21 protein-coding genes are annotated in these 20,453 nt (G+C 66.8%); 3 read left to right on the plus strand and 18 right to left on the minus strand.

From position 1 onward, the window contains the following. Positions 1-188: 188 nt before the first annotated feature. Positions 189-1,439, minus strand: coding sequence for a UDP-N-acetylglucosamine 1-carboxyvinyltransferase (gene murA, locus BST42_RS26855; protein ID WP_083122762.1), 1,251 nt, complete (start codon positions 1,437-1,439; stop codon positions 189-191). A 62-nt stretch (positions 1,440-1,501) separates the two neighbouring features. Between murA and BST42_RS26860 the strand changes: the two genes are divergently transcribed. Further along, the gene (locus BST42_RS26860; RefSeq protein ID WP_083122763.1) at positions 1,502-2,095 is read left to right on the plus strand and encodes a cob(I)yrinic acid a,c-diamide adenosyltransferase; all 594 of its coding nucleotides are present in this window, start codon (positions 1,502-1,504) and stop codon (positions 2,093-2,095) included. A gap of 1 nt (position 2,096) precedes the next feature. Here BST42_RS26860 and BST42_RS26865 read toward each other — a convergent pair whose 3' ends face one another. The 16 genes from BST42_RS26865 to fadD1 all read right to left on the minus strand — a co-directional run bounded on the left by BST42_RS26865 (position 2,097) and on the right by fadD1 (position 16,584). Continuing rightward, positions 2,097-2,540, minus strand: coding sequence for a DUF2550 domain-containing protein (locus BST42_RS26865; protein ID WP_083122764.1), 444 nt, complete (start codon positions 2,538-2,540; stop codon positions 2,097-2,099). A gap of 17 nt (positions 2,541-2,557) precedes the next feature. After that, positions 2,558-2,923 carry a F0F1 ATP synthase subunit epsilon gene (locus BST42_RS26870; protein ID WP_083122765.1) on the minus strand — a complete coding sequence of 122 codons (366 nt, stop codon included), beginning with the start codon at positions 2,921-2,923 and terminating at the stop codon, positions 2,558-2,560. A gap of 27 nt (positions 2,924-2,950) precedes the next feature. Then, on the minus strand, positions 2,951-4,381 hold the full coding sequence (atpD, locus tag BST42_RS26875) for a F0F1 ATP synthase subunit beta (RefSeq protein ID WP_083122766.1): 1,431 nt from the start codon (positions 4,379-4,381) through the stop codon (positions 2,951-2,953). Positions 4,382-4,404: 23 nt separating this feature from the next. After that, the gene (locus tag BST42_RS26880) at positions 4,405-5,328 is read right to left on the minus strand and encodes a F0F1 ATP synthase subunit gamma (protein ID WP_083122767.1); all 924 of its coding nucleotides are present in this window, start codon (positions 5,326-5,328) and stop codon (positions 4,405-4,407) included. Positions 5,329-5,346: 18 nt separating this feature from the next. Continuing rightward, on the minus strand, positions 5,347-6,996 hold the full coding sequence (atpA, locus tag BST42_RS26885; RefSeq protein WP_083122768.1) for a F0F1 ATP synthase subunit alpha: 1,650 nt from the start codon (positions 6,994-6,996) through the stop codon (positions 5,347-5,349). Positions 6,997-7,067: 71 nt separating this feature from the next. Continuing rightward, positions 7,068-8,399: a F0F1 ATP synthase subunit B/delta gene (locus BST42_RS26890; protein ID WP_083122769.1), complete on the minus strand. Its 1,332-nt coding sequence runs from the start codon at positions 8,397-8,399 to the stop codon at positions 7,068-7,070. A 3-nt stretch (positions 8,400-8,402) separates the two neighbouring features. After that, positions 8,403-8,915, minus strand: coding sequence for a F0F1 ATP synthase subunit B (locus BST42_RS26895; RefSeq protein WP_083122770.1), 513 nt, complete (start codon positions 8,913-8,915; stop codon positions 8,403-8,405). 5 nt (positions 8,916-8,920) lie between these two features. Beyond that, positions 8,921-9,172 (minus strand): F0F1 ATP synthase subunit C, encoded by a 252-nt coding sequence (locus tag BST42_RS26900; protein ID WP_036343982.1) that lies wholly within the window; start codon positions 9,170-9,172, stop codon positions 8,921-8,923. 71 nt (positions 9,173-9,243) lie between these two features. Further along, on the minus strand, positions 9,244-9,999 hold the full coding sequence (gene atpB / locus BST42_RS26905; RefSeq protein WP_083122771.1) for a F0F1 ATP synthase subunit A: 756 nt from the start codon (positions 9,997-9,999) through the stop codon (positions 9,244-9,246). A 7-nt stretch (positions 10,000-10,006) separates the two neighbouring features. Then, positions 10,007-10,483 carry an ATP synthase subunit I gene (locus BST42_RS26910; protein WP_083122772.1) on the minus strand — a complete coding sequence of 159 codons (477 nt, stop codon included), beginning with the start codon at positions 10,481-10,483 and terminating at the stop codon, positions 10,007-10,009. A 248-nt stretch (positions 10,484-10,731) separates the two neighbouring features. Continuing rightward, the gene (locus BST42_RS26915; RefSeq protein WP_083122773.1) at positions 10,732-11,934 is read right to left on the minus strand and encodes a glycosyltransferase family 4 protein; all 1,203 of its coding nucleotides are present in this window, start codon (positions 11,932-11,934) and stop codon (positions 10,732-10,734) included. A 33-nt stretch (positions 11,935-11,967) separates the two neighbouring features. Next, complete coding sequence (locus BST42_RS26920) at positions 11,968-12,621, minus strand: L-threonylcarbamoyladenylate synthase (RefSeq protein WP_083122802.1); 654 nt, start codon at positions 12,619-12,621, stop codon at positions 11,968-11,970. Further along, a complete protein-coding gene (gene prmC / locus BST42_RS26925) occupies positions 12,618-13,481 on the minus strand; it encodes a peptide chain release factor N(5)-glutamine methyltransferase (RefSeq protein ID WP_083122774.1) in 864 nt (287 codons plus the stop codon). Before prmC ends, BST42_RS26920 begins: the two co-directional genes overlap by 4 nt. Beyond that, the gene (gene prfA / locus BST42_RS26930) at positions 13,478-14,545 is read right to left on the minus strand and encodes a peptide chain release factor 1 (protein ID WP_083122775.1); all 1,068 of its coding nucleotides are present in this window, start codon (positions 14,543-14,545) and stop codon (positions 13,478-13,480) included. The genes prmC and prfA overlap by 4 nt, the downstream gene beginning before the upstream one ends. A gap of 89 nt (positions 14,546-14,634) precedes the next feature. Then, positions 14,635-14,865, minus strand: a complete 231-nt coding sequence (gene rpmE, locus BST42_RS26935; protein WP_036343974.1) for a 50S ribosomal protein L31 — start codon at positions 14,863-14,865, stop codon at positions 14,635-14,637. A gap of 144 nt (positions 14,866-15,009) precedes the next feature. Next, entirely contained in the window at positions 15,010-16,584 is a 1,575-nt protein-coding gene (gene fadD1 / locus BST42_RS26940) for a fatty-acid--CoA ligase FadD1 (protein ID WP_083122776.1), read from the minus strand. A 183-nt stretch (positions 16,585-16,767) separates the two neighbouring features. Here fadD1 and BST42_RS26945 point away from each other — a divergent pair, with 183 nt between their 5' ends. Both BST42_RS26945 and BST42_RS30200 read left to right on the plus strand, forming a co-directional pair. Further along, a complete protein-coding gene (locus BST42_RS26945; RefSeq protein ID WP_083122777.1) occupies positions 16,768-17,388 on the plus strand; it encodes a TetR/AcrR family transcriptional regulator in 621 nt (206 codons plus the stop codon). Between the two features lie 81 nt (positions 17,389-17,469). Then, positions 17,470-18,276 (plus strand): RsiV family protein, encoded by an 807-nt coding sequence (locus BST42_RS30200; RefSeq protein ID WP_083122778.1) that lies wholly within the window; start codon positions 17,470-17,472, stop codon positions 18,274-18,276. Positions 18,277-18,327: 51 nt separating this feature from the next. Here the strand turns inward: BST42_RS30200 and rho are convergent, their stop codons facing one another. Beyond that, a complete protein-coding gene (rho, locus tag BST42_RS26955) occupies positions 18,328-20,313 on the minus strand; it encodes a transcription termination factor Rho (RefSeq protein WP_083122779.1) in 1,986 nt (661 codons plus the stop codon). Positions 20,314-20,453 lie beyond the last annotated feature (140 nt).

Raw genomic sequence — 20,453 nt, forward strand, 5'->3', positions numbered from 1 at the left:
GGGTATCAGGGCACGGCAAAAAACAACAACAAACAAAAACCACCAAACACACTATTGAGTTCTCAAACAACACACCCGGCTAGCATCCGCCAGCAGGCAACCCCACCAACTTACTACAAGTCTTTGGCGGCGTCAACTGCCGCTGCCCTCCCGTCTCCGGGTCCGGCGCGGCTGGCCGACTGCCTACACTACACGCGTTCTATCTCAGCTCCAAGTCGCACCAGATTCTCCACGAAGAGCGGGTAGCCCCGGTCGATGTGAAACACGTCGTGAACTTCGGTTTCTCCGTCTGCGACCAGCCCGGCCAGCACCAAACCGGCGCCGGCCCGGATGTCCGAACACCACACCGGCGCACTCGAGAGCTGCGGGATCCCCCGCACCACAGCGTGGTGGCCGTCCGTCCGGGCATCCGCGCCCAGGCGGATCATCTCCTCGACGAACCGGAACCTCGCCTCGAACACGTTCTCGGTGATCATCGACGTCCCGTCGGCGATCGACGCCAACGCGATCGCCATCGGCTGCAGATCGGTGGGAAAACCCGGGAACGGCAGCGTCGCGACATTGCCGGCCTTCGGGCGGTCGTACTGCACCACCCGGAACCCGTTGTCGTGCTGGGTGACGGTGGCGCCCGCGTCGTGCAACTTGTGCAACACCAGCTGGAGGTGAGCCGGGTCCACCCCGGTGACCGCGATGTCGCCGCGGGTCATCGCCGCGGCGATCCCCCAGGTCGCGGCGACGATTCGGTCGCCGATCACCCGGTGCTCGGTCGGGTGCAGCCGCGGGACGCCGGTGATCGTCAGCGTCGACGTACCCGCGCCCTCGATGTGGGCGCCCATCTGGCAGAGCATTTCGCAGAGGTCGACGACGTCGGGCTCGCGGGCCGCATTGTGGATCGTGGTGACACCCTCGGCGACCACCGCAGCCATCAGGATGTTCTCGGTCGCCCCCACCGACGGGAACTCCAGCTGGATCTCCGCACCGTGTAAACGCTCGGCGGTGGCTACCACGCAGCCGTGCTCGATCGTGCAGTCGGCGCCCAGCTGCCGAAGCCCCGCCTGATGCATATCCAGTGGGCGCGAGCCGATCGCGTCGCCACCGGGCAGTGCGACCCGCGCGCGTTTACACCGTCCGACCAACGGTCCCAGTACACAGACCGAGGCCCGGAACTGGCGCACCGCGGCGAAGTCCGCTTCGTACTTTGGCTCGTCGGGCGAGGTGATCCGCACGACCGAACCGTCGAGTTCCACGTTGGCGCCGAGGCCGCGGAGGACCTCCGCCATCAATGGCACGTCAAGAATGTCGGGGCAGTTGGTGATCGTGGTGGTGCCCTCGGCCAGCAGACTGGCCGCCATCAGTTTCAGAACGCTGTTTTTGGCGCCCCCAACGGCGACTTCGCCCGACAACCGGTTGCCGCCGGTCACCACGAAACGCTCGCCCACGGCCGTTAGTTTAGTGGAGGCACGGCCCTGCAACGTGCCACCAGGCCGGTACGGTTTCACTCATGGCAGTACACCTGACCCGCATTTATACCCGGACCGGCGACGACGGGACATCCGGACTGAGTGATTTCTCACGGGTGGACAAGAATGACCCGCGGCTGATCGCGTACGCCGACTGTGACGAGGCCAATGCCGCGCTCGGCGTGGCCGTCGCCCTGGGCCAACCCGACGAGGACCTGCGCAAAGTCCTGGTGCAGATTCAAAACGACTTGTTCGACGCGGGCGCCGACCTGTCCACTCCGGTCGTCGAAAACCCCGACTATCCGCCGTTGCGGATCACCGCGCCGTACGTAGAGCGGCTCGAGGCGTGGTGCGATCACTACAACGAAAACCTGCCGGCACTAAACTCGTTCATCCTGCCCGGCGGCACCCCGCTGTCGGCCTTGTTGCATGTCGCGCGGACGGTGACCCGGCGCGCCGAGCGCTCGGCGTGGGTCGCGGTCAGGGCCTACCCCGATACCGTCAGCCCACTGCCGGCGCGGTACCTCAATCGGCTATCCGACCTGCTGTTCATCCTGTGCCGGGTGGCCAATCCCGGCGGTGACGTGTTGTGGCAGCCCGGCGGCGGCAAAGCCGAAGGGCCTGCGAAGAAATAGCTCAGGCCGTGCGGCGCCGCGCACGCGGCGACGGACTCGATTCCACCCAGGACAGAAACGCCGTCAGCGCACCGCGGTCCAGCGCCATCTCGTATCCGCGTCCGCGCTCGCCGGTCGTGTCGTGCAGTTCCAGCACAACGATCGCGTCGGACATGATGTCGAACTCGTCGCCACGCGGACCACGTCGTGCGATGACCTCGAGCCCGCGCCGGCTCAGCCGGCGATCAGGCCACCACCGCAGACTCGACAACCGATAGAACCTGGCCTCATCACCGCGATAACGGATCACCCCGTGCCGCCAGCCGTGCCCACCGACCGCCGGGGTGTCACGCAGAATCGCCGCCGTCCCACCCTGCCGAAGCTTCCACAACCGGTAGGTCAGGGCCGCGACGACAAGTCCCAGCACACTGACCAGCGCGACCATGAACATCATCGGCGCGCTCATCAGTCGCTGGCTCTCGACTAGTCGATCTGGCCTAGGGCGCGCAGACGCGCCCGACCCCGGGCGGCGGTCTGCGGATCATCGGACTCCGCATCGGACTTGGCGGCGTCCGCGTCGATCTCGGACTCGAACTCCGCGGACTCGGCGAGGATCGTCACGCCCTCCTCGGTGACCGACAGATAACCGCCGTCGACGGCGATCCGCAGATCGTCCTCGCCCTCGCGCTCGACACGCACCATCGCGTCATCGACGAGCTGTGCCACGAGCGGGATGTGCCGAGGCAGGATGCCGATCTCGCCCGACGTGGTGCGGGTGAAGACGAACGTCGCCTTACCCGACCAGATCTTGCGCTCGACGGCGACGATGTCGACGTCCAATTCGGCCATCTCACATCACCTTTCGCGTCTGTACCGTCACAGCTTGGCGCCGAGGCTCTCGGCCTTCTTCGCCAGGTCGTCCAGGCCGCCGATCAGGAAGAACGCCTGCTCGGGCAGGTGGTCGAACTCGCCCTTGGCCAGCTTGTCGAAGGCCTCGACGGTTTCCTTGAGCGGCACCGTGGAACCGGGCTGGCCGGTGAACTGCTCGGCAGCCATCATGTTCTGGCTCAGGAAGCGCTCGATCTTGCGGGCGCGGTACACCAGCACCTTGTCCTCTTCGGAGAGCTCGTCGATACCGAGGATCGCGATGATGTCCTGAAGATCCTTGTAGCGCTGCAGGATCCGGATGACTTCCTGGGCGACCCGGTAGTGCTCGTCACCGACCACGCTCGGGTGCAGGATCGTCGAGCTCGACGCCAGCGGATCCACCGCCGGGAAGATGCCCTTGGAGAACACCGCGCGAGAAAGCTCGGTGGTGGCATCCAGGTGCGCGAACGTGGTGGCCGGCGCCGGGTCGGTGTAGTCGTCGGCGGGCACGTACACGGCCTGCATCGAGGTGATGGAACGACCACGCGTCGAGGTGATGCGCTCCTGGAGCTCACCCATCTCGTCAGCCAGCGTCGGCTGGTAACCCACCGCAGACGGCATACGGCCGAGCAAGGTGGACACCTCGGACCCGGCCTGGGTGAACCGGAAGATGTTGTCGATGAACAGCAGCACGTCCTGGCCCTGCTCATCGCGGAAGAACTCCGCCATGGTCAGCGCGGACAGTGCGACGCGCATACGGGTGCCCGGCGGCTCGTCCATCTGGCCGAACACCAACGCGGTGTCCTTGAGCACGTTGGCGTCCGCGAGCTCGACCCAGAGGTCGTTGCCCTCACGGGTGCGCTCCCCCACGCCGGCGAACACCGAGGTGCCACCGAAGTTGCGGGCGATGCGGTTGATCATCTCCTGGATCAGCACGGTCTTACCGACGCCGGCACCGCCGAACAGGGCGATCTTGCCGCCACGCACGTACGGGGTCAGCAGGTCGACGACCTTGAGGCCGGTCTCCAGCATCTCGGTGCGCGGCTCGAGGTCGGCGAAGGCCGGCGGCTTGCGGTGGATGGACCAGTGCTCGAAGTCCTTGCCGTAGCCGGGGTCGTCGAGGCAGTCGCCCAGGGCGTTGAACACGTGGCCCTTCACCCCGTCACCAACCGGCACGGAGATCGAGGCGCCAGTGTCGGACACCTCGACGCCACGCACCAGGCCGTCGGTCGGCTGCATGGAGATGCAGCGCACCAGGTTGTCACCCAGGTGCTGGGCAACCTCGAGGGTCAGGGTCTTGGCCAGCGCGCCGAAGGTGATCTCGGCGTGCAGCGCGTTGAACAGTTCGGGCACTGAGCCACGCGGGAACTCGACGTCCACCACGGGGCCGGTGATGCGGACGACGCGTCCGGCGGTCTTGGTCTCTACGGCAGCAGTCATTCTCTCTTCGCTTCCTGTGTGGCCTATTTCGCGTCGGCCAGCGCGTTGGCGCCACCGACGATTTCGCTGATTTCCTGGGTGATCTGCGCCTGACGTTCGCGGTTGGCCGCCAGCGTGAGTGCCTTGATGAGATCGTCGGCGTTATCGGTCGCCGACTTCATGGCGCGCCGACGAGATGCCGACTCCGACGCCGCCGCCTCGAGCAACGCCGCGTACACACGCGTGGCGATGTATCGCGGCAGCAGTGAATCGAACAGCTCCTCGGCATTGGGCTCGAACGAGAACAGGGTCTGCGGGCCGGTTTCCGGTTCGCCGACGTACTCGACGACCATCGGAGCGATCCTCAGCGCCGCGGCTGTCTGCGACAGCATCGACTTGAACTCCGTCGACACGATGTGGAGTTCGTCGACACCGAGGACTCCGTCGGCGCCGGCCTCGTCACCCTCGTCGTCGACGCCGGACATGAACGCCGTCACCAGGGTGTCGGCGATCTCCTTGGCGTTGTCGTACTCGGGCCGCTCGGAGAAGCCGGTCCACGACTCCTTGACCTCGCGCTGACGGAAGCTGTAGTAGCCCAGCGCTTTCCGGCCGACGACGTAGAGCACCGGATCCTTGCCCTCTTCCCGCAACAGCGAGAAGAGTTCCTCGGCCCGGCGCAACACGTTCGCGTTGTAGCCGCCGCACAGACCGCGATCCGACGAGACCACCAGCACACCGGCCCGGCGTGGGTTCTCCCGCGCGACGAGCAGCGGGTGATCGAGCGCGCTCGCGCCCGCCAGCTCGGTGAGCATATTCGTGATCTCGCTGGAGTAGGGCCGAGCCGCATCGACCCGGGCCTGCGCCTTGGCGATCCGCGACGTGGCGATCAGCTCCTGAGCCTTCGTGATCTTCTTGATCGACGAGGCGGAGCGGATACGTCCGCGTAGTTCGCGAAGTGTGGCTGCCATTTTCCTATAGCTCTTCTACTAGTTCTTTTTGGGCGCCGGCTTACGGACCTTGACCGATTCCTTCTCCAGGTCCTCGGGATCCAGAGCCTCGGCGTCGTGCTCGTCAGCGACCACAGAGCTGCCGTCAGATGCGGCGAAGCCCTTCTTGAACTCGTCGATGACCGAGACCAGCTTCTTCTCGGCGTCCTCGGAAAGCTTCTTGGACTCCTTGATGCCCTCGAGGATCTCGGAGTGACTGGCCTTCACGTGCTCCAGGAACTCGGACTCGAAGCGCGAAACATCCTCGGCCGGAACCGAATCCAGATGCCCCTGAGTGCCGAGGAAGATCGCGACGACCTGATCCTCGACCGCCATCGGGCTGTACTGGGCCTGCTTGAGCAGCTCGACGAGGCGCACACCGCGGTCCAGCTGAGCCTTCGACGCGGCATCCAGGTCGGATGCGAACGCCGCGAAGGCCTCCAGCTCGCGGTACTGCGACAGGTCCAGACGCAGCGAACCGGCAACCTCTTTCATCGCCTTGATCTGGGCGGCACCACCGACGCGGGACACCGACACACCGACGTTCACGGCCGGGCGCACACCCTGGTTGAACAGGTCGGACTCCAGGAAGCACTGGCCGTCGGTGATCGAGATGACGTTGGTCGGGATGAACGCCGAGATGTCGTTGGCCTTGGTCTCGATGATCGGCAGACCGGTCATCGAGCCGCCGCCGAGCTCGTCGGACAGCTTGGCGCAACGCTCCAGCAGGCGGGAGTGCAGGTAGAACACGTCGCCGGGGAAGGCTTCGCGGCCCGGCGGGCGGCGCAGCAGCAGCGAGATCGCGCGGTAGGCGTCGGCCTGCTTGGACAGATCGTCGAACACGATCAGCACGTGCTTGCCGTTGTACATCCAGTGCTGGCCGATGGCCGAACCCGTGTACGGCGCAAGCCATTTGAAGCCAGCGGCGTCGGAAGCCGGCGCCGCGACGATGGTGGTGTACTCCATCGCGCCACCGTCTTCGAGGGCCCGCTTCACCGAAGCGATCGTGGTGCCTTTCTGGCCGATCGCGACGTAGACACAGCGCACCTGCTGGTTGGGATCGCCGGTCTCCCACGCTTCCCGCTGGTTGAGGATGGTGTCGACGCAGACGGCGGTCTTGCCGGTCTTGCGGTCACCGATGATCAGCTGGCGCTGGCCGCGGCCGATCGGGGTCATCGCGTCGATGGCCTTGATGCCGGTCTGCAGCGGCTCACCGACGCCTTGGCGCTGCACCACCGACGGTGCCTGCAGCTCGAGTTCGCGACGACCCTCGGCCTCGATGTCGCCCTGACCGTCGATCGGCTGGCCGAGCGGGTTGATGACGCGGCCCAGGAAGGCGTCGCCGACGGGCACCGAGAGCACCTCGCCGGTCCGCTTGACCTGCTGACCCTCTTCGATCTTCTCGAACTCACCGAGGATGACCGCGCCGATGCTGTGCTCGTCGAGGTTCAGCGCGACACCGAGCACGCCGCCGGGGAACTCCAGCAGTTCCTGGGTCATCACCGAGGGCAGGCCCTCGACGTGGGCGATGCCGTCGCCGGCGTCGATGACGGTACCGACCTCCTCGCGCCCGGTATCCGCCTCGAAGCTCGAGACGTACTCCTGGACGGCGCCCTGGATGTCGTCAGCCGAGATTGTCAACTCTGCCATGGCTTTTCGTCTTCCTGCCTTTGTTATGGGTCTTGGGGTTCGGGTGGCCTTGAGGCCGGTCAGTCGGTCGGCTAATCGGGAAGCCGCGTCACAGCTGCATCCAGCCGTGAGGACAACGTCCCGTCGATCACCTCATCGCCGACGGCGACCGAAAGGCCGCCCAGCAGAGAGGGATCGATGTTCAGCTGCACCGAAACAGGGTGGTTGTAGATCCGGGTCAGCACCTCGGTCAGGCGGGTGCGCTGCTCCGAACTGAGCTCGGCAGCCGCACTGACCTGAGCGACGACCTCGCCGCGCCGGGCGACCGCAAGTTGCGCGAGTGCGAGCACCGCTTCGTCGGCGCGGTCGCCGCGCAGCAGGCTGACGGTCTGAACCAGCAGGGCGGTCGCGGTCGCGTTGGCTCCGGTGCCGTCACTGAGGACCTTGCGCAGCAACTCGATTCGGCCGGCGGCCGGTGCGGCGTAGTCACCCAGCAGGGAGGTCAGCCGGGGCTGCTCGTCCAGGATGCGGGTGAAACGGAAGAGCTGCTCCTCCACCTCGTCGGCCTGGTTTTCGCGCTCCGCACGGGTCAGCAGTGCCAGCCGCGCGACATGCTCGACCACGTCGACCAGATCCGACGTCAACGACCAGCGAACCGACACCGCGGTCTCGAGCAGCTCAAGCGTCTTGTCGCCGACCTTGCCGTCCAGCAGGCGGTGAACCAACTGCTTCTTGGCGTCGACCTCTCCGGACGACTCCGCGAGATGGCGGGCGAGGATAGGTTCTGCGATCAGCAGCCCGGCCACCGACGCGAGGTCATCGGACAGGGCGGACAACGCATCGGCCGACAGATCCGAGGACAGTGCGTCGAACTTCTCGACCACCGCGGCCTGCGCGTCGCGACTGGCCGACCGCAGATCCGACCCTGCCTCAGGCGTGTAGGCCGCCGGCGCCATCGAATCCAGCTCATCCAAGAAGCGGTCGACGGTGGCGGACTGCGACTGCGAGTCAGCGACATGCGCACGCACCAACTCGCCCGCGCGGCGCACCGACTCACTGCCGAGGTCTTGGCGCAACTGCCGAATCAGCTGAGCGCGCAGCAACTGAACCTGTTGCGCACCTTGGACTTTGATCCGCTCCACCTCGACATCTGCCTGCGCACGCAGCTGCGCGGTGATGCCCTCGGCATCGACCCGCGCCTCTTCGACGATGCGCTTGGCTTCAGCCTTGGCCTCGTCGACCCGCTTGGCGTGATGCTTGTCGGCATCAGCCAACCGCGCAGCAGCCTTCGCGCTGTCGTCGAGCTGAGTGCGGACGGCCTCTTTCTGGTTGGCCATCATCTTCTTCAGCGGCGGCACGACGTACCGCCAGATGATGGCCACGATGACCGCGAAGCCGATGAGCTGTCCGATGAAGGTTGACATGTCCTACCGTCCCGGCGCCGTTGTCGCCGACTCGCTGGAGACCTCAACACCCAGAACGCGGCTGGCCAGCGTGGCAGAAAGCGTGTCCACCGACGACCTCAGGTCCCCGGAGATGCTGTCGCTCTGCTGCTTGAGCTGATCGGCCGCCTGCTGCAGGGTTGCGGCAGCCTCCTCGCTGGCGCGGCCCCGGTGCTCCTCGAGGATCTTGCGACCCTCGGCCCGGGCCTCGTCGCGGATCCCCGATGCCTCGGTGCGGGCCTCGGCCATCACCTTCTGGAAGTCGGAGTCCGCGGCGGCGTCCAGCTCAGTGGCCTTGCGGTTGTTCTCGGTGGTCTTGGCGACCATCTTCTCGCGCTCACCGAGCACCTTCTGGACCGGCGGCACGACGAACTTGCCGATGACGCCCAGCACGATCAGGAAGATCGCGAGTACGAAGAAGAAGGTGCCGTTGGGGACGAGGAAGTTCTGGGTGCCACCTTCCTCGGCCGCCAACAGAGTGACGCTGTGCTCCCCCATGCCGACTAGGAAGCGCCAGGCGTGGCGAACACGAACAGGGCCATGAACGCCAGGTTGATGAAGTACGCCGCTTCCACCAGACCAACAGTGATGAAGAAAGGCGTGAACAGCCGGCCCTGGGCCTCGGGCTGCCGGGCGATGCCGGAAATCAGGGCGTTGCCGGCGATGCCGTCACCGATACCGGCGCCGATGGCACCGCCGCCCAGGATGAGCCCGCCGCCGATCAGGGCTCCCATGACGATTTGAGGGTCTGCCATTACTTATCCTCCTTGGTTGCTGGTAGGACTCCTACCAGGTGAGTGGGTGGTCCTTGGGTCGAACACGTCTTTTAGTGGTGGTCTTCTTCCAGTTCCATCGACTGGCTGAAGTACAGGATCGTCAGAAGCGCGAAGATGAACGCCTGGATCAGGCCGACGAACAAGTCGAAGGTCTTCCAGATCGCGTTGGGCGCCCACATGATGTACGGCGGGAACAGCGCGATCAGCGCGACCATGATGCCGCCGGCGAAGATGTTGCCGAAAAGTCGGAGCGACAACGAGATCGGCTTGGCCAGTTCCTCGACGAGGTTGATCGGCGCGAGGAACGCGACGTGGCCCTTGAGCAGCTTCACCGGGTGGCCGATCAGGCCGCGACGCCAGATGCCTGCCGCGTGGTAGCAGAAGAACACGAACAGGGCGAGCGCGAGCACGAAGTTGATGTCGGCGGCCGGCGGCTTGAGCAGCTCGTGGGTACCACCGTCGGGGGTGCCGTACTGCACCGGCAGCACCGAGATCCAGTTGGCGATCAGGATGAAGATGAACAGCGCCACCGCCAGCGGCAACACGAACGGGGCGATCTTCATGCCGATCGCGGATTCGATCTGGCCCCGCATCTGAGTCGTCAGCGTCTCCCACAGCAGCTGCACGCCGCTGGGCACGCCGGTCGAGGTGACCTTCGCTCGCAGCACGAACGCCAGCGCGATCACGATCACGGCGGCGATCGCCGTCGCCATGATGGTGTCGACGTTGACCGTCATACCCAGCCACGTGGCGGTGTCGTGGTGGCCGACCTCGATGGCGGCCTCGGCGAGGATGCGTTCACTCATCGCGTGGTCAATCCTTCGGTGCTTCGTCGGCGGAGCCGGCAGCTCCGGGGCTTGCAACTACGTCGGCGTCGTGGTCGCCCGTGCGAATCTTCTTCCACACCGGCAACGCGGTGCTCAAAACCAAAAGAACTTGAAACAGCGCCAAACCAAAGAGCACACCCAGCCCCAGCGGCCGGAAGATGATCGCGATGGCCAAGCCGATCGAGGTGATCACCAGCAACCGGGTCGCGGAATTCAGTGCCATTTTGCGCTTGAGCGGGTGGTCACCGGCGGTGATCGACTCCACCGACCGCTGAACCAGAATGGCGTTGACCAGACCCAGCGCCAGGCCGACGCCGAAGAAAACCCCGAACAGGAGGTGGCCGGCCACCGCGGCCAGCACCACCGCGAGGGCGGTCAGCGCAGCGCAGATCGCAAGGAGCCGAACGGGCCGAAAGGCAACGGACGGAAACACCAACGGCGCATCTTGCGCTGGTGTCGTCACAGGTTCACCTCAATCTTGCGTTCTGGGGAGCCGGTCAAGTGATCCTTCGTCCTGGTCCGCCGAGCGTATCGGAGGGCGGCAGGCGCGCTGGAATCACCCAAGGGGCAGCTCCCTTTGTCGGTCGTAAATCGGCGCCGATCGGACGTGAATCCGATGGGCCGGGCCGGCAACCCGCGAGGTTTCTTGCTGTGTCTCGGCTGGGTTCTGCCAGCACCGTACCACATGGTAGACGGCAGAAAACACGTCTACTACTTACTGTCGTAAAGTCCCTCGTAATCGTCGTCCCGGCGGCGCAACAGCGGGATCAACGTGACCACGATGGCGACCACGATCGCGGCAAGCATGACCGCCCCGGTGTACCGCGGGTCGAAGAAGATGGTGGCCGCCGCACCGAAGGCGATGATGCCCACCCACAGGTAGATGAGCAGGACGGCACGACGATGCGAGTGCCCGATCTGCAGCAGCCGGTGATGCAGATGCATTTTGTCCGGGCTCAGCGGGCTGCGGCCGGCCCGGGTGCGGCGGACTATCGCCAGCAACGTGTCCAGCGCCGGCACCAGCATCACCGCGACGACCAACAGGAACGGCGAGAGCAGGGCGAACACATCGCGCGCGCCGTACGCGCTCTGCGAGATCGGGCCGGCCGCGGTGGTGGAGGCGGCGGCCAGCATCAGGCCGATGAGCATCGAGCCGGAATCGCCCATGAAGATCTTGGCGCGGTAGAAGTTGTGCGGCAGGAACCCCAGACACGCGCCTGCCAGCACCACCGAGATCACCGCGGGCGGGTAGAACAACACGTCGCCGCCATGGTCGCGCAGCAGTCCGACCGAGAAGATGCAGATCGCCAGGGCGGTGATCAGCCCGAGGCCCGCCGCCAACCCGTCGAGGCCGTCGACGAAGTTCATCGCGTTCACGATCGACACCGTCAGCGCCAGAGTCAGCAGAATCGACGACACCTGGTCCAGCACGATGGTGCCGACGCCGCCGAGCGGGATGTACAACACACTCCACGCCACGCCCATCGTGACCAGGACGCTGGCAGCGGTGATCTGGCCCGCGAACTTGGTCAGCGCGTCCAGGCCCCACCGGTCGTCGATCAGCCCGATGCCCATGATCAGTCCACCGGCGACCACGACCGCAGGCATGCCAGAGGAGTAGATGAAGCCGCGGGTGAGCGCGGGCAGCTGAGACGCCAGGAAGACCGCAACGACGACGCCCGCGTACATCGCCAGGCCGCCCATCCGTGGGGTCGGCTTGAGGTGGACGTCACGCTCGCGGGGATAGGCCACCGCTCCGACCCGGGTGGCGAACACCCGCACCCAGCCGGTGGCGAAATAGGTGATGATCGCGGCGGTCAGCCCGACAAGAGCCAACTCGCGCAACGGAACCCCGGCGCCGCGGTCAGCCAGCGCGAGCACGGTGCTCGCGAGGATCTCCGATGTGCTGGCCATCGCAAAAACCGTACTGCACCAATCTGTGACGGTTCAGGCGGTCAACGAGGCGACGTCGGTGCCGAGCACCTCGGCGATGGCGGCCGCGCTTATCGGTCCCTCGCGCAGCAGCCGCGGGGTGGACCCGGTGAGGTCGACGATCGTCGAAGCTGCCTGCTCCTGCGACGGCCCGGCGTCGAGGTACACCTGAACCAGATCGCCGAGCTGGCGCTGCGCCTCCTCCGAGGTCGTCGCCGCCGGACGGCCGGACAGGTTCGCGCTGGAGACCGCCATCGGGCCGGTCTCGCGCAGCAGTTCGATCGCGACCGGATGCAGCGGCATCCGCAACATCACGGTGCCGCGGGCGTCGCCGAGGTCCCACTGCAGCGACGGCGCCTGCTGCACAACCAGGCTCAGCGCGCCCGGCCAGAACGCCCGGATCAGTTCGCGCGCACTGTGCGGTACCGAATACACCAGGCCTTCGATGGTGTGCCACGAGCCGACCAGGAGGCCGACCGGCATGTCACGACCCCGGCCCTTGGCGGCCAGAAGCGCCGCGACGGCTCCGTTGTCGAAAGCGTCCGCCCCGATGCCGTACACCGTGTCGGTGGGCATCACGACCAGCCGGCTGCTCTTGACCGCCGCCGCCGCGGCGGCGATCGCTTCGGAGCGCTGGTTGGGGTCGGCACAGTCGAACACCTGGGTCACGCTGGCTCCTTTGGGTTGCACGCCGTCCTGCACGCCGTCACGAACCGCGGCCGGCCGGCCAGATCATGGCGGGGGGTGATGTCAGTGAAAAGCTCTGTGGCGCTGATGGTTTCGACGGTGAGCTGCGAGGTGGTGTCGTCGTGCTCGACGGCGAAGAACCCGCCGGGCTTGAGCCAGCCGCCGGCCAGGCGCGCCATCGGCCCGATCACGGCCATACCGTCGTCGCCGCCGAACAGCGCGTGCGCCGGGTCGTGGTCGGCCACTTCGGGTTCCAGCTGCGCCCCGAGCGGGATGTACGGCGGGTTGGACACCACGAGGTCGACGCTACCGCGCAACTCTGGGAGCAGCCCTGCGACGGTCACGTCAGCCCGCACGACTTCGACGGCGGTCGATTCGGCGTTGCGCCGTGCGTAGCCCAGCGCGGTGGGGTCGTCGTCGACGGCGATCACCCGCGCCTGCGGCCGCGCAGTGGCCAGCGCGATCGCCAGTGCACCGGATCCGGTGCACAGGTCGACGATTACCGGATGCTCGGGCATGCGTTGCGCCAGAGCCCATTCCAGCAGTGCCTCGGTCTCCGGGCGCGGGATGAACACCCCGGGGCCGACCGTCAGATCCAGCGGGCCGAACGGCGCCGAGCCGGTCAGGTGTTGCACCGGGATGCGGGTGCGCCGGGCGTCGATGATCTCGTCATAGCGGCGGAAGAAGTCGGCGTCGGGCTCGTCGATGGTGGCCAGCCGGCCACGGTCGGTGCCGGCCAGATGGGCGGCCAGCAGCTCAGCGTCGATGCGTGCCGAGTCGATGCCCGCGCGGGCGAGCGCAGCGGTGGCCACATCGATGGCCTGCCGCAGGCTTCGGCTCATGCCTGCTGAAGCCGGGTCTGCTTGTCCGCCTCGGCCAGAGCATCCAGCAGCGGGTCGAGATCGCCGTCGAGCACCTGATCGAGGTTGTGCGCCTTGAAGTTGATCCGGTGATCGGCGATGCGGTTCTCGGGAAAGTTGTAGGTGCGGATCCGCTCGCTGCGGTCGACCGTGCGGATCTGGCTGGCCCGGTCGGCCGACGCGTCGGCCGACGCCTGCTCCTCGGCCAGGGCTTGCAGGCGGGCAGCCAGCACCACCATCGCGCGGGCCTTGTTCTGCAGCTGCGAGCGTTCGTTCTGGCAGGTGACGACGATGCCGGTGGGCAGGTGCGTGATGCGGACCGCCGAGTCGGTGGTGTTGACGCCCTGGCCGCCCTTACCCGAGCTGCGGTACACATCGATCCGGAGGTCGTTTTCGTCGATCTGGACGGCTTCGACGTCTTCGGGCTCGGGGTAGACCAGAACACCGGCCGCGGACGTGTGAACTCGGCCCTGCGATTCGGTGACCGGCACCCGCTGCACCCGGTGCACGCCGCCCTCGAACTTCATCCGCGACCACACACCGTCTGCCGAGTCGCCCTTGCTGCGGATCGACAGCGTCGCGTCCTTGTAGCCACCGAGGTCCGACCACGTCTCGTCGAGCATCGTGACCGTCCAGCCGTGCCGCTCGGCGTAGCGGATGTACATGCGCGCCAGGTCGGCGGCGAACAGCGCCGACTCCTCGCCACCTTCACCGGATTTCACCTCGAGGACGATGTCGTCGGCGTCGTGCGGATCCCGCGGCGCCAGCAGGTCGGTCAGGTGGGCGTCGAGCTCGGCGACCCTGGCCTCGAGCTCGGGCACCTCGGCGGCGAAAGAGGCGTCTTCGGCGGCCAGCTCGCGGGCAGCGTCGAGATCGCCGCGGGCGGTCTCCAGCCTGCGGTAGGTGGTGACGATCGGCGCCAGCTGTGCGAAGCGCCGGCCCACCCGCCGGGCATTTCCTGCGTCGGCGTGCAGTGCCGGATCGGACATCTGACGTTCGAGGTCGGCGTGCTCGGTCAGCACAGCTTCAACAGTCGCGTGCGTCATGATCGCTTCCTCCTGTCGTCAACCGGCCCCGAACGCAAACCGACGCCCGGCCTGCGCGCATGGCAGCAGAGCGGGCGTCGGTAAAACAGCTACTTGTCGGCAGTCTCGCCGGCCTTGCGCTTGCCGTAGCGCTTCTCGAAGCGGGCGACGCGGCCGCCGCTGTCGAGGATCTTCTGCTTGCCGGTGTAGAACGGGTGGCACTGCGAGCACACCTCGACGGTGATGTGTCCGCCGTCCTTGGTGCTGCGAGTGGTGAACGAATTGCCACAACCGCAGACCACGGTGGTCTCGGCGTAAGCGGGATGAATCCCAGTTTTCATGGTGTCCTCTGCATTCGATGGTCGCCGGGTCGCCCGAGTGTTTCCTGGCAATTCGAGCGTGAACCGGTACCTGAGGTGGTCGACGATCCAGTATGCCAGGTGGACCGTCACCAGCCCAAACGCGCGGTCGTCTCGGCCTATTCCTCAGGCGATTTCGTAGCTCCTCGACCGCGCAGCGCGGGTCCAGAGCACACCCTTCTGCGGCTTGGTCCCCTGGGTGATCAGCTCGCGTTTGAGCACCTTGTTGGTGGCGGTGGCCGGCAGTTCGTCGGCGATCCAGACGTACCGGGGCCACGACTTGGGCGACAGGTCCGACTGCTGGGCCAGGAACTCCTCGAGCTCGGCGGGGGTCAGTTCGGCATGGTCGGCGAGCACGATCGCCGCCATCACCTGATCTCCCACATGCTCGTCGGGCACCGGGTACACCGCGACCTGGCTGACCTGGGGCAACCGCAGGATGATCCGCTCGATGGGCGCAGCCGCCATGTTCTCACCGTCTACGCGCATCCAGTCGGCGGTCCGGCCGGCCAGGTAGATCCAGCCGTCGGCGTCGCGGTAGCCGAGATCACCGGACCAGTACATTCCGTGGCGCAGGCGTTCGTCGGTGGCGTTGCCGTCGTTGTAGTAGCCGCCGAACATGCCCCCGCCGGTGGTGTTGACGATCTCCCCCACTGCCTCGTCGGCATTGGCCAGCGCGCCGGTCTCGTCGAAGACCGCCGTCGCGCATTCCTGCCGGGTCTCGGGGTCGTAGATGGCGACGCCGGGGAAGCCCCGCCCGACCGAACCGGGCGGGCAGTCGTCCTCGCGGGTGATGATGACCGCACCCTCGGTGGAGCCGAACCCGTCCCACACCGCACACCCGAACCGGCGGCCGAATTCGGCGATGTCGCGGTCGGTGGCCTCGTTGCCGAAGGCGACCCGCAGCGGATTGTCGTGGTCGTCGGGCTGCTCCGGCGTCGCCAATACATAAGCCAACGGCTTGCCGACGTAGTTCATGTAGGTGGCGCCGTATCGGCGCAGATCGGCGAGCAGACCGGACGCCGAGAACGCGGCCGGGGCCATCGCCGCGCCGGCGTTGAGCGCCACCGCCCAGCCGGCCATCAGCGCGTTGGAGTGGAACAGCGGCATCGACAGGTAGCAGACGTCGTCGGCGGTGATCCCGAACCGGTCGGCCAGTGCGACGCCGGCGAACGGCACCATCATGTGCGCGACCTGCACCGCCTTGGGTTCGCCGCTGGTGCCGGAGGTGAAGATCAGCATGAACGTGTCGGTCGCGGCGACTTCCCGGTGCGGTGTCAGCTCCCCGGCGCCGGCCAGCAGCGCCGACCACTCGTCGGAATCGACGTCGAACACCCGCACGCCCGGCAGCTCCAGACCGTCTACCAGTTCGCGGTGCGACGAGTCGGTGAGCAGGATCTGGCAGTCGGCCTTGAGGATGTCCCGGGCCAGCGCGGAGCCACGGCGGGTGTTGTTCACTCCGCACAGCACATAGCCGCCGAGGCCGGCCGCCGCCATGGCGGTCAGCATCGCCGGGGTATTGCCCAGCAGCGTCCCGACGTGCAGCGGCCGCTCCGCGTCAGCGATCGCGATAAGGCCCGCCGCCTGGCGCGCCGCCTCGTCGAGGTGTTCGCGCCAGGTCCACACCTGCTCGCCGAACTTCACCGCCGGGGTGGTGTCGTCGACGCGCTGACGAAGCAGCTGCTGGACGGTCTCGGCCACGGATCTCCCCTCTCGGGCCAACTTCGGCATCCCCCGGCTTTCCAGGGTGCCTTAGGTCACAATAGAAGCGCAGGGTAAACAGAATGCCAAATCTGTCTACCGGTGTGCGGGACGGCTGCCGCGTGCCGTTTGACAGGATGTCCGGATCGGGACTGTCGGGTCGAGACAAGGAGGGCCACCAAGGTGACTGCCAGCGCCGGCGCCGACAGCCGACAGAAGTCCGTGCAGGAGCGGCTGGTGGACGCCGCGGAATCCTGCTTGCGGGCCAAGGGCATCCGGGCAACCACGGTCTCGGAGGTGGCCGAGGCCGCGGGGGTCTCCCGAGGCTGGCTCTACCGGCACTACCCCGACAAAGCCTCGCTGCTGGGTGCGGCGATCGTGCGCCTCAACAATGCGTTCTGGGCCGAATCGCACCAAGTGCTCGACGGACTCGACACCTTCGAAGATCGATTGGCCGTCGGGGTCCGGCTCGGCCGCAGCGCCTACGACTCCCCCGGCGCGCTCGTGATGCAGCTGCGACGCGACGAACCCGAGGAGTTCGCGGCGTGCGCAGGCGCCGGCGTGCAGGGCCTGGTGCCCGATCTCGGCCGGTTCTGGCGGCCATACCTGGAGGCGGCACGCGACGGCGGCGAGATCCACGCCGAGACCGACCTCGACGAGGCAGCCGAGTGGGTGGCCCGGGTGCAGATCACCCTGGGCACAGTTCCCGGGGAGACGATCGACCCCGACGACCACGCCGCGGTGCTGCGCTTCATGCGCCGCTACGTGCTGCCAGGACTTCGTACGGCACCCGCAGCAGAGTAGACACTGCCGAAAAGCATTGTGCGCCAAGCGTAATCATGATCTATGCGCCGCACCGACCAACCTCCTGACACAATGTCGGACATGGGCACACGCAGCCGCCGGGGGGCGGTCTTGGTTGCAGTCTTGGCCGTCGGTCTCACCGCATGCGGGGGTTCGACAAGCACGTCGGCCAAGACGACGGCCACCACAGCGGCCGTCAGCTCGTCGGGATCCGCGACAGCCTCGCCCACGACCGAGGCGCCCACCAAGGGCGTGGCCAATAAGCAGACATACTCGGTCACCCGGTCCACCGCCGGGGATGCCACCACCGACGGCAAGGGCCGATGGACACTGGTCGTCGACACCATCACCGGTGGCGATCCGCGGGTGGCCGGCGCCTTCAACAGCGCGGTGCACGCCTCCGCGGCCGGACAGCTGGAACCGGTCAAACGCGACGCCGATCCGGACGGCACCTGGACGTTCGAGACCCAGCCGCAGATCTACTTCGGCGGCGCATCGGTGTCGGAACTGATCAGCGGCCTGTACGTCCATACGCCGTCGGCGCATCCGAGCAGCTTCGTCAGCACCGTGGTGATCGACGCGCGCAGCGCCAAGCCGATCACGTTGGGAGACTTGTTCACCGACAAGCAAGCGGGATTGGACAAGCTCTCCGAACAGACGAAAGCGTTATTGCCCGCAGTCAGCGGAGTTGGGCCGACCCCGATGCCCGACGAACCGGGCAACGCGCCTGTAGAGGCGAACTTTGCGAACTGGATCCCAACGCCGGCGGGGTTGGAGATCCACTTCGCCGATTACCAGTTCTTCCACGGCACACCGACGATCACAGTGCCCTGGTCGGCACTCGACGGTCTGCTGGCGCCCGGCATGGACGCGCTGAAACAGAGCTAGTTCGGCGCGAAAACCGGGGCACAGCACCGGTTGGCGCGCCGAAGTTTCGGACTAGTCCAGATCGCCGTTGCCGGTGGGCCCGCCGGGGGTGTTCTTGGACACCTGAACCAGGAACTCGTAGTTGTTCTTGGTCTTGCGCAGCTGGCTCATCAACAGGTCGATCGCCTGATGCGAGTCCAACCCGGACAACACGCGCCGCAACTTGTGCACGATCGCGAACTCGTCAGGGCTCAGCAGCAGCTCGTCCTTACGGGTGCCCGACGGGTTGACGTCGACCGCGGGGAACACCCGGCGCTCGGCGATCTTGCGGTCGAGCTTGAGCTCGGCGTTGCCGGTGCCCTTGAACTCTTCGAAGATCACGGTGTCACCGGTCGAACCGGTCTCCACCATGGCCGTCGCGATGATCGTCAGCGAGCCACCGTGCTCAATGTTGCGGGCCGCGCCCAGGAACCGCTTCGGCGGATAGAGCGCGGTCGAGTCCACACCACCGGACAGGATGCGGCCGGACGCCGGCGAGGCGTTGTTGTAAGCGCGGCCGAGGCGGGTGATCGAGTCCAGCAGGACGACAACGTCCTTACCCTGCTCGACCAGGCGCTTGGCCCGCTCGATGGCCAGCTCGGCGGCCTGGGTGTGGTCTGACGGCGGGCGGTCGAAGGTCGAGGCGATGACCTCACCCTTGACCGAACGCTGCATGTCGGTGACTTCTTCGGGACGCTCGTCGACCAGCACCACCATCAAGTGGCACTCGGGGTTGTTGCGGGTGATCGCGTTCGCGATGTCCTGCATGATCGTGGTCTTACCGGCCTTGGGCGGCGACACGATCAGGGCCCGCTGACCCTTGCCGATCGGCATGATCAGGTCGATGACGCGGGTGGTCAGTCGGTCGCTCGTGGTCTCAAGGCGCAGTCGCTGGTTCGGGTACAGCGGCGTCATCTTGGTGAAGTCGGGCCGGTTCTTGGCCGCCTCGACCGGGCCGCCGTTGACGCTGTCCAGGCGGACCAGCGGGTTGAACTTCTGCCGCTGGTTGTTCTGCTCACCCTCTTTGGCCACCCGGACCGCACCGGTGACGGCATCGCCGCGCCGCAGGCCGTTCTTGCGGACCATGTTCATCGAGACGTAGACGTCGTTGGGACCGGCCAGGTAGCCCGAGGTGCGGACGAACGCATAGTTGTCCAGCACGTCGAGGATGCCGGCAACCGGCTGGACGACGTCGTCTTCGCGCAGTTCGGTGTCGTTGCCGCCACCGCCCTCGCCGCCCTGCCGCTCACCGCGGCGGCGACGGTCACGGAACCGGCGGCCGCGACGGCCCTGGCGGTCGTCATCGTCGCCGTCGTTGTCGCGGTTCTGGTTGCTTTGGTTGTTGCCGCGGTTTTGGTTGTTCTGGTTGTCGCCGCGGTTCTGATTGTCACCACGGTTCTGATTGCTTTGGTTGTCGCCGCGGTTCTGGTTGTCACCGCGGTTCTGGTTCTGCTGGCCGCCGGACTGGTTGGCGCCCTGGGCACCCGAGTCGCGGGTGTCGGCCTTGTTCTCGGACTGCTTCTCGCCCTGCTCGGGCCGATTGTCCTGCGACTTCGGCTGCTCTCCGGCGTCGGATCCGGTGGCGCCCGCCTCACGGGTGGCGGTCCGCCGCTCACGGCGACGCGGCTCGCCGCCATTGGTGTCGGCGGTGGCGGTGTCGGCGGTGTTCGCGGCGTTGTCGCGGGCCTCGGCGGGCTGCGCGGCAGGCGCCTTCTCGGCGGTGTCGGCACTGCGCGGGGCGGTCCCGTTGCCGCCGTTCTGGTGCTCCTTGATGGCGGCGATGAGATCGCTCTTGCGCATTCCGGAGGTTCCCTTGACACCAACGCGGCTGGCCAGGGCACGAAGTTCGGGCAAAACCATCGTGGAGAGCGAGCCGCTCGGGCCGGCGTCCCCACTGGGGGCGGCCTGCGAGGAGGTGTCCGGCCGAGAATCAGGCGCCGAGGGGGATTCTGCGGTCACGGCGGGCGCCTCCGTCTGGGGGGCGCGTTCTGCAGCCGTGATCAGGTCCGTATCGGTCACGGATTTCCTTTCTTTCCCCCGCCGTTCATCGGGGCGAGGGGTTCTGGCATTCAGCCGATTCGCTGAATGCGAAGTCTCACCATCGTCTGTGTGTCAACGGTGATCGCCGGGATTCGCGGCCATGGAGATATGGCGAACCG

The sequence above is a fragment of the Mycolicibacterium rhodesiae genome (assembly GCF_002086695.1).
GTDB lineage: Bacteria > Actinomycetota > Actinomycetes > Mycobacteriales > Mycobacteriaceae > Mycobacterium > Mycobacterium rhodesiae.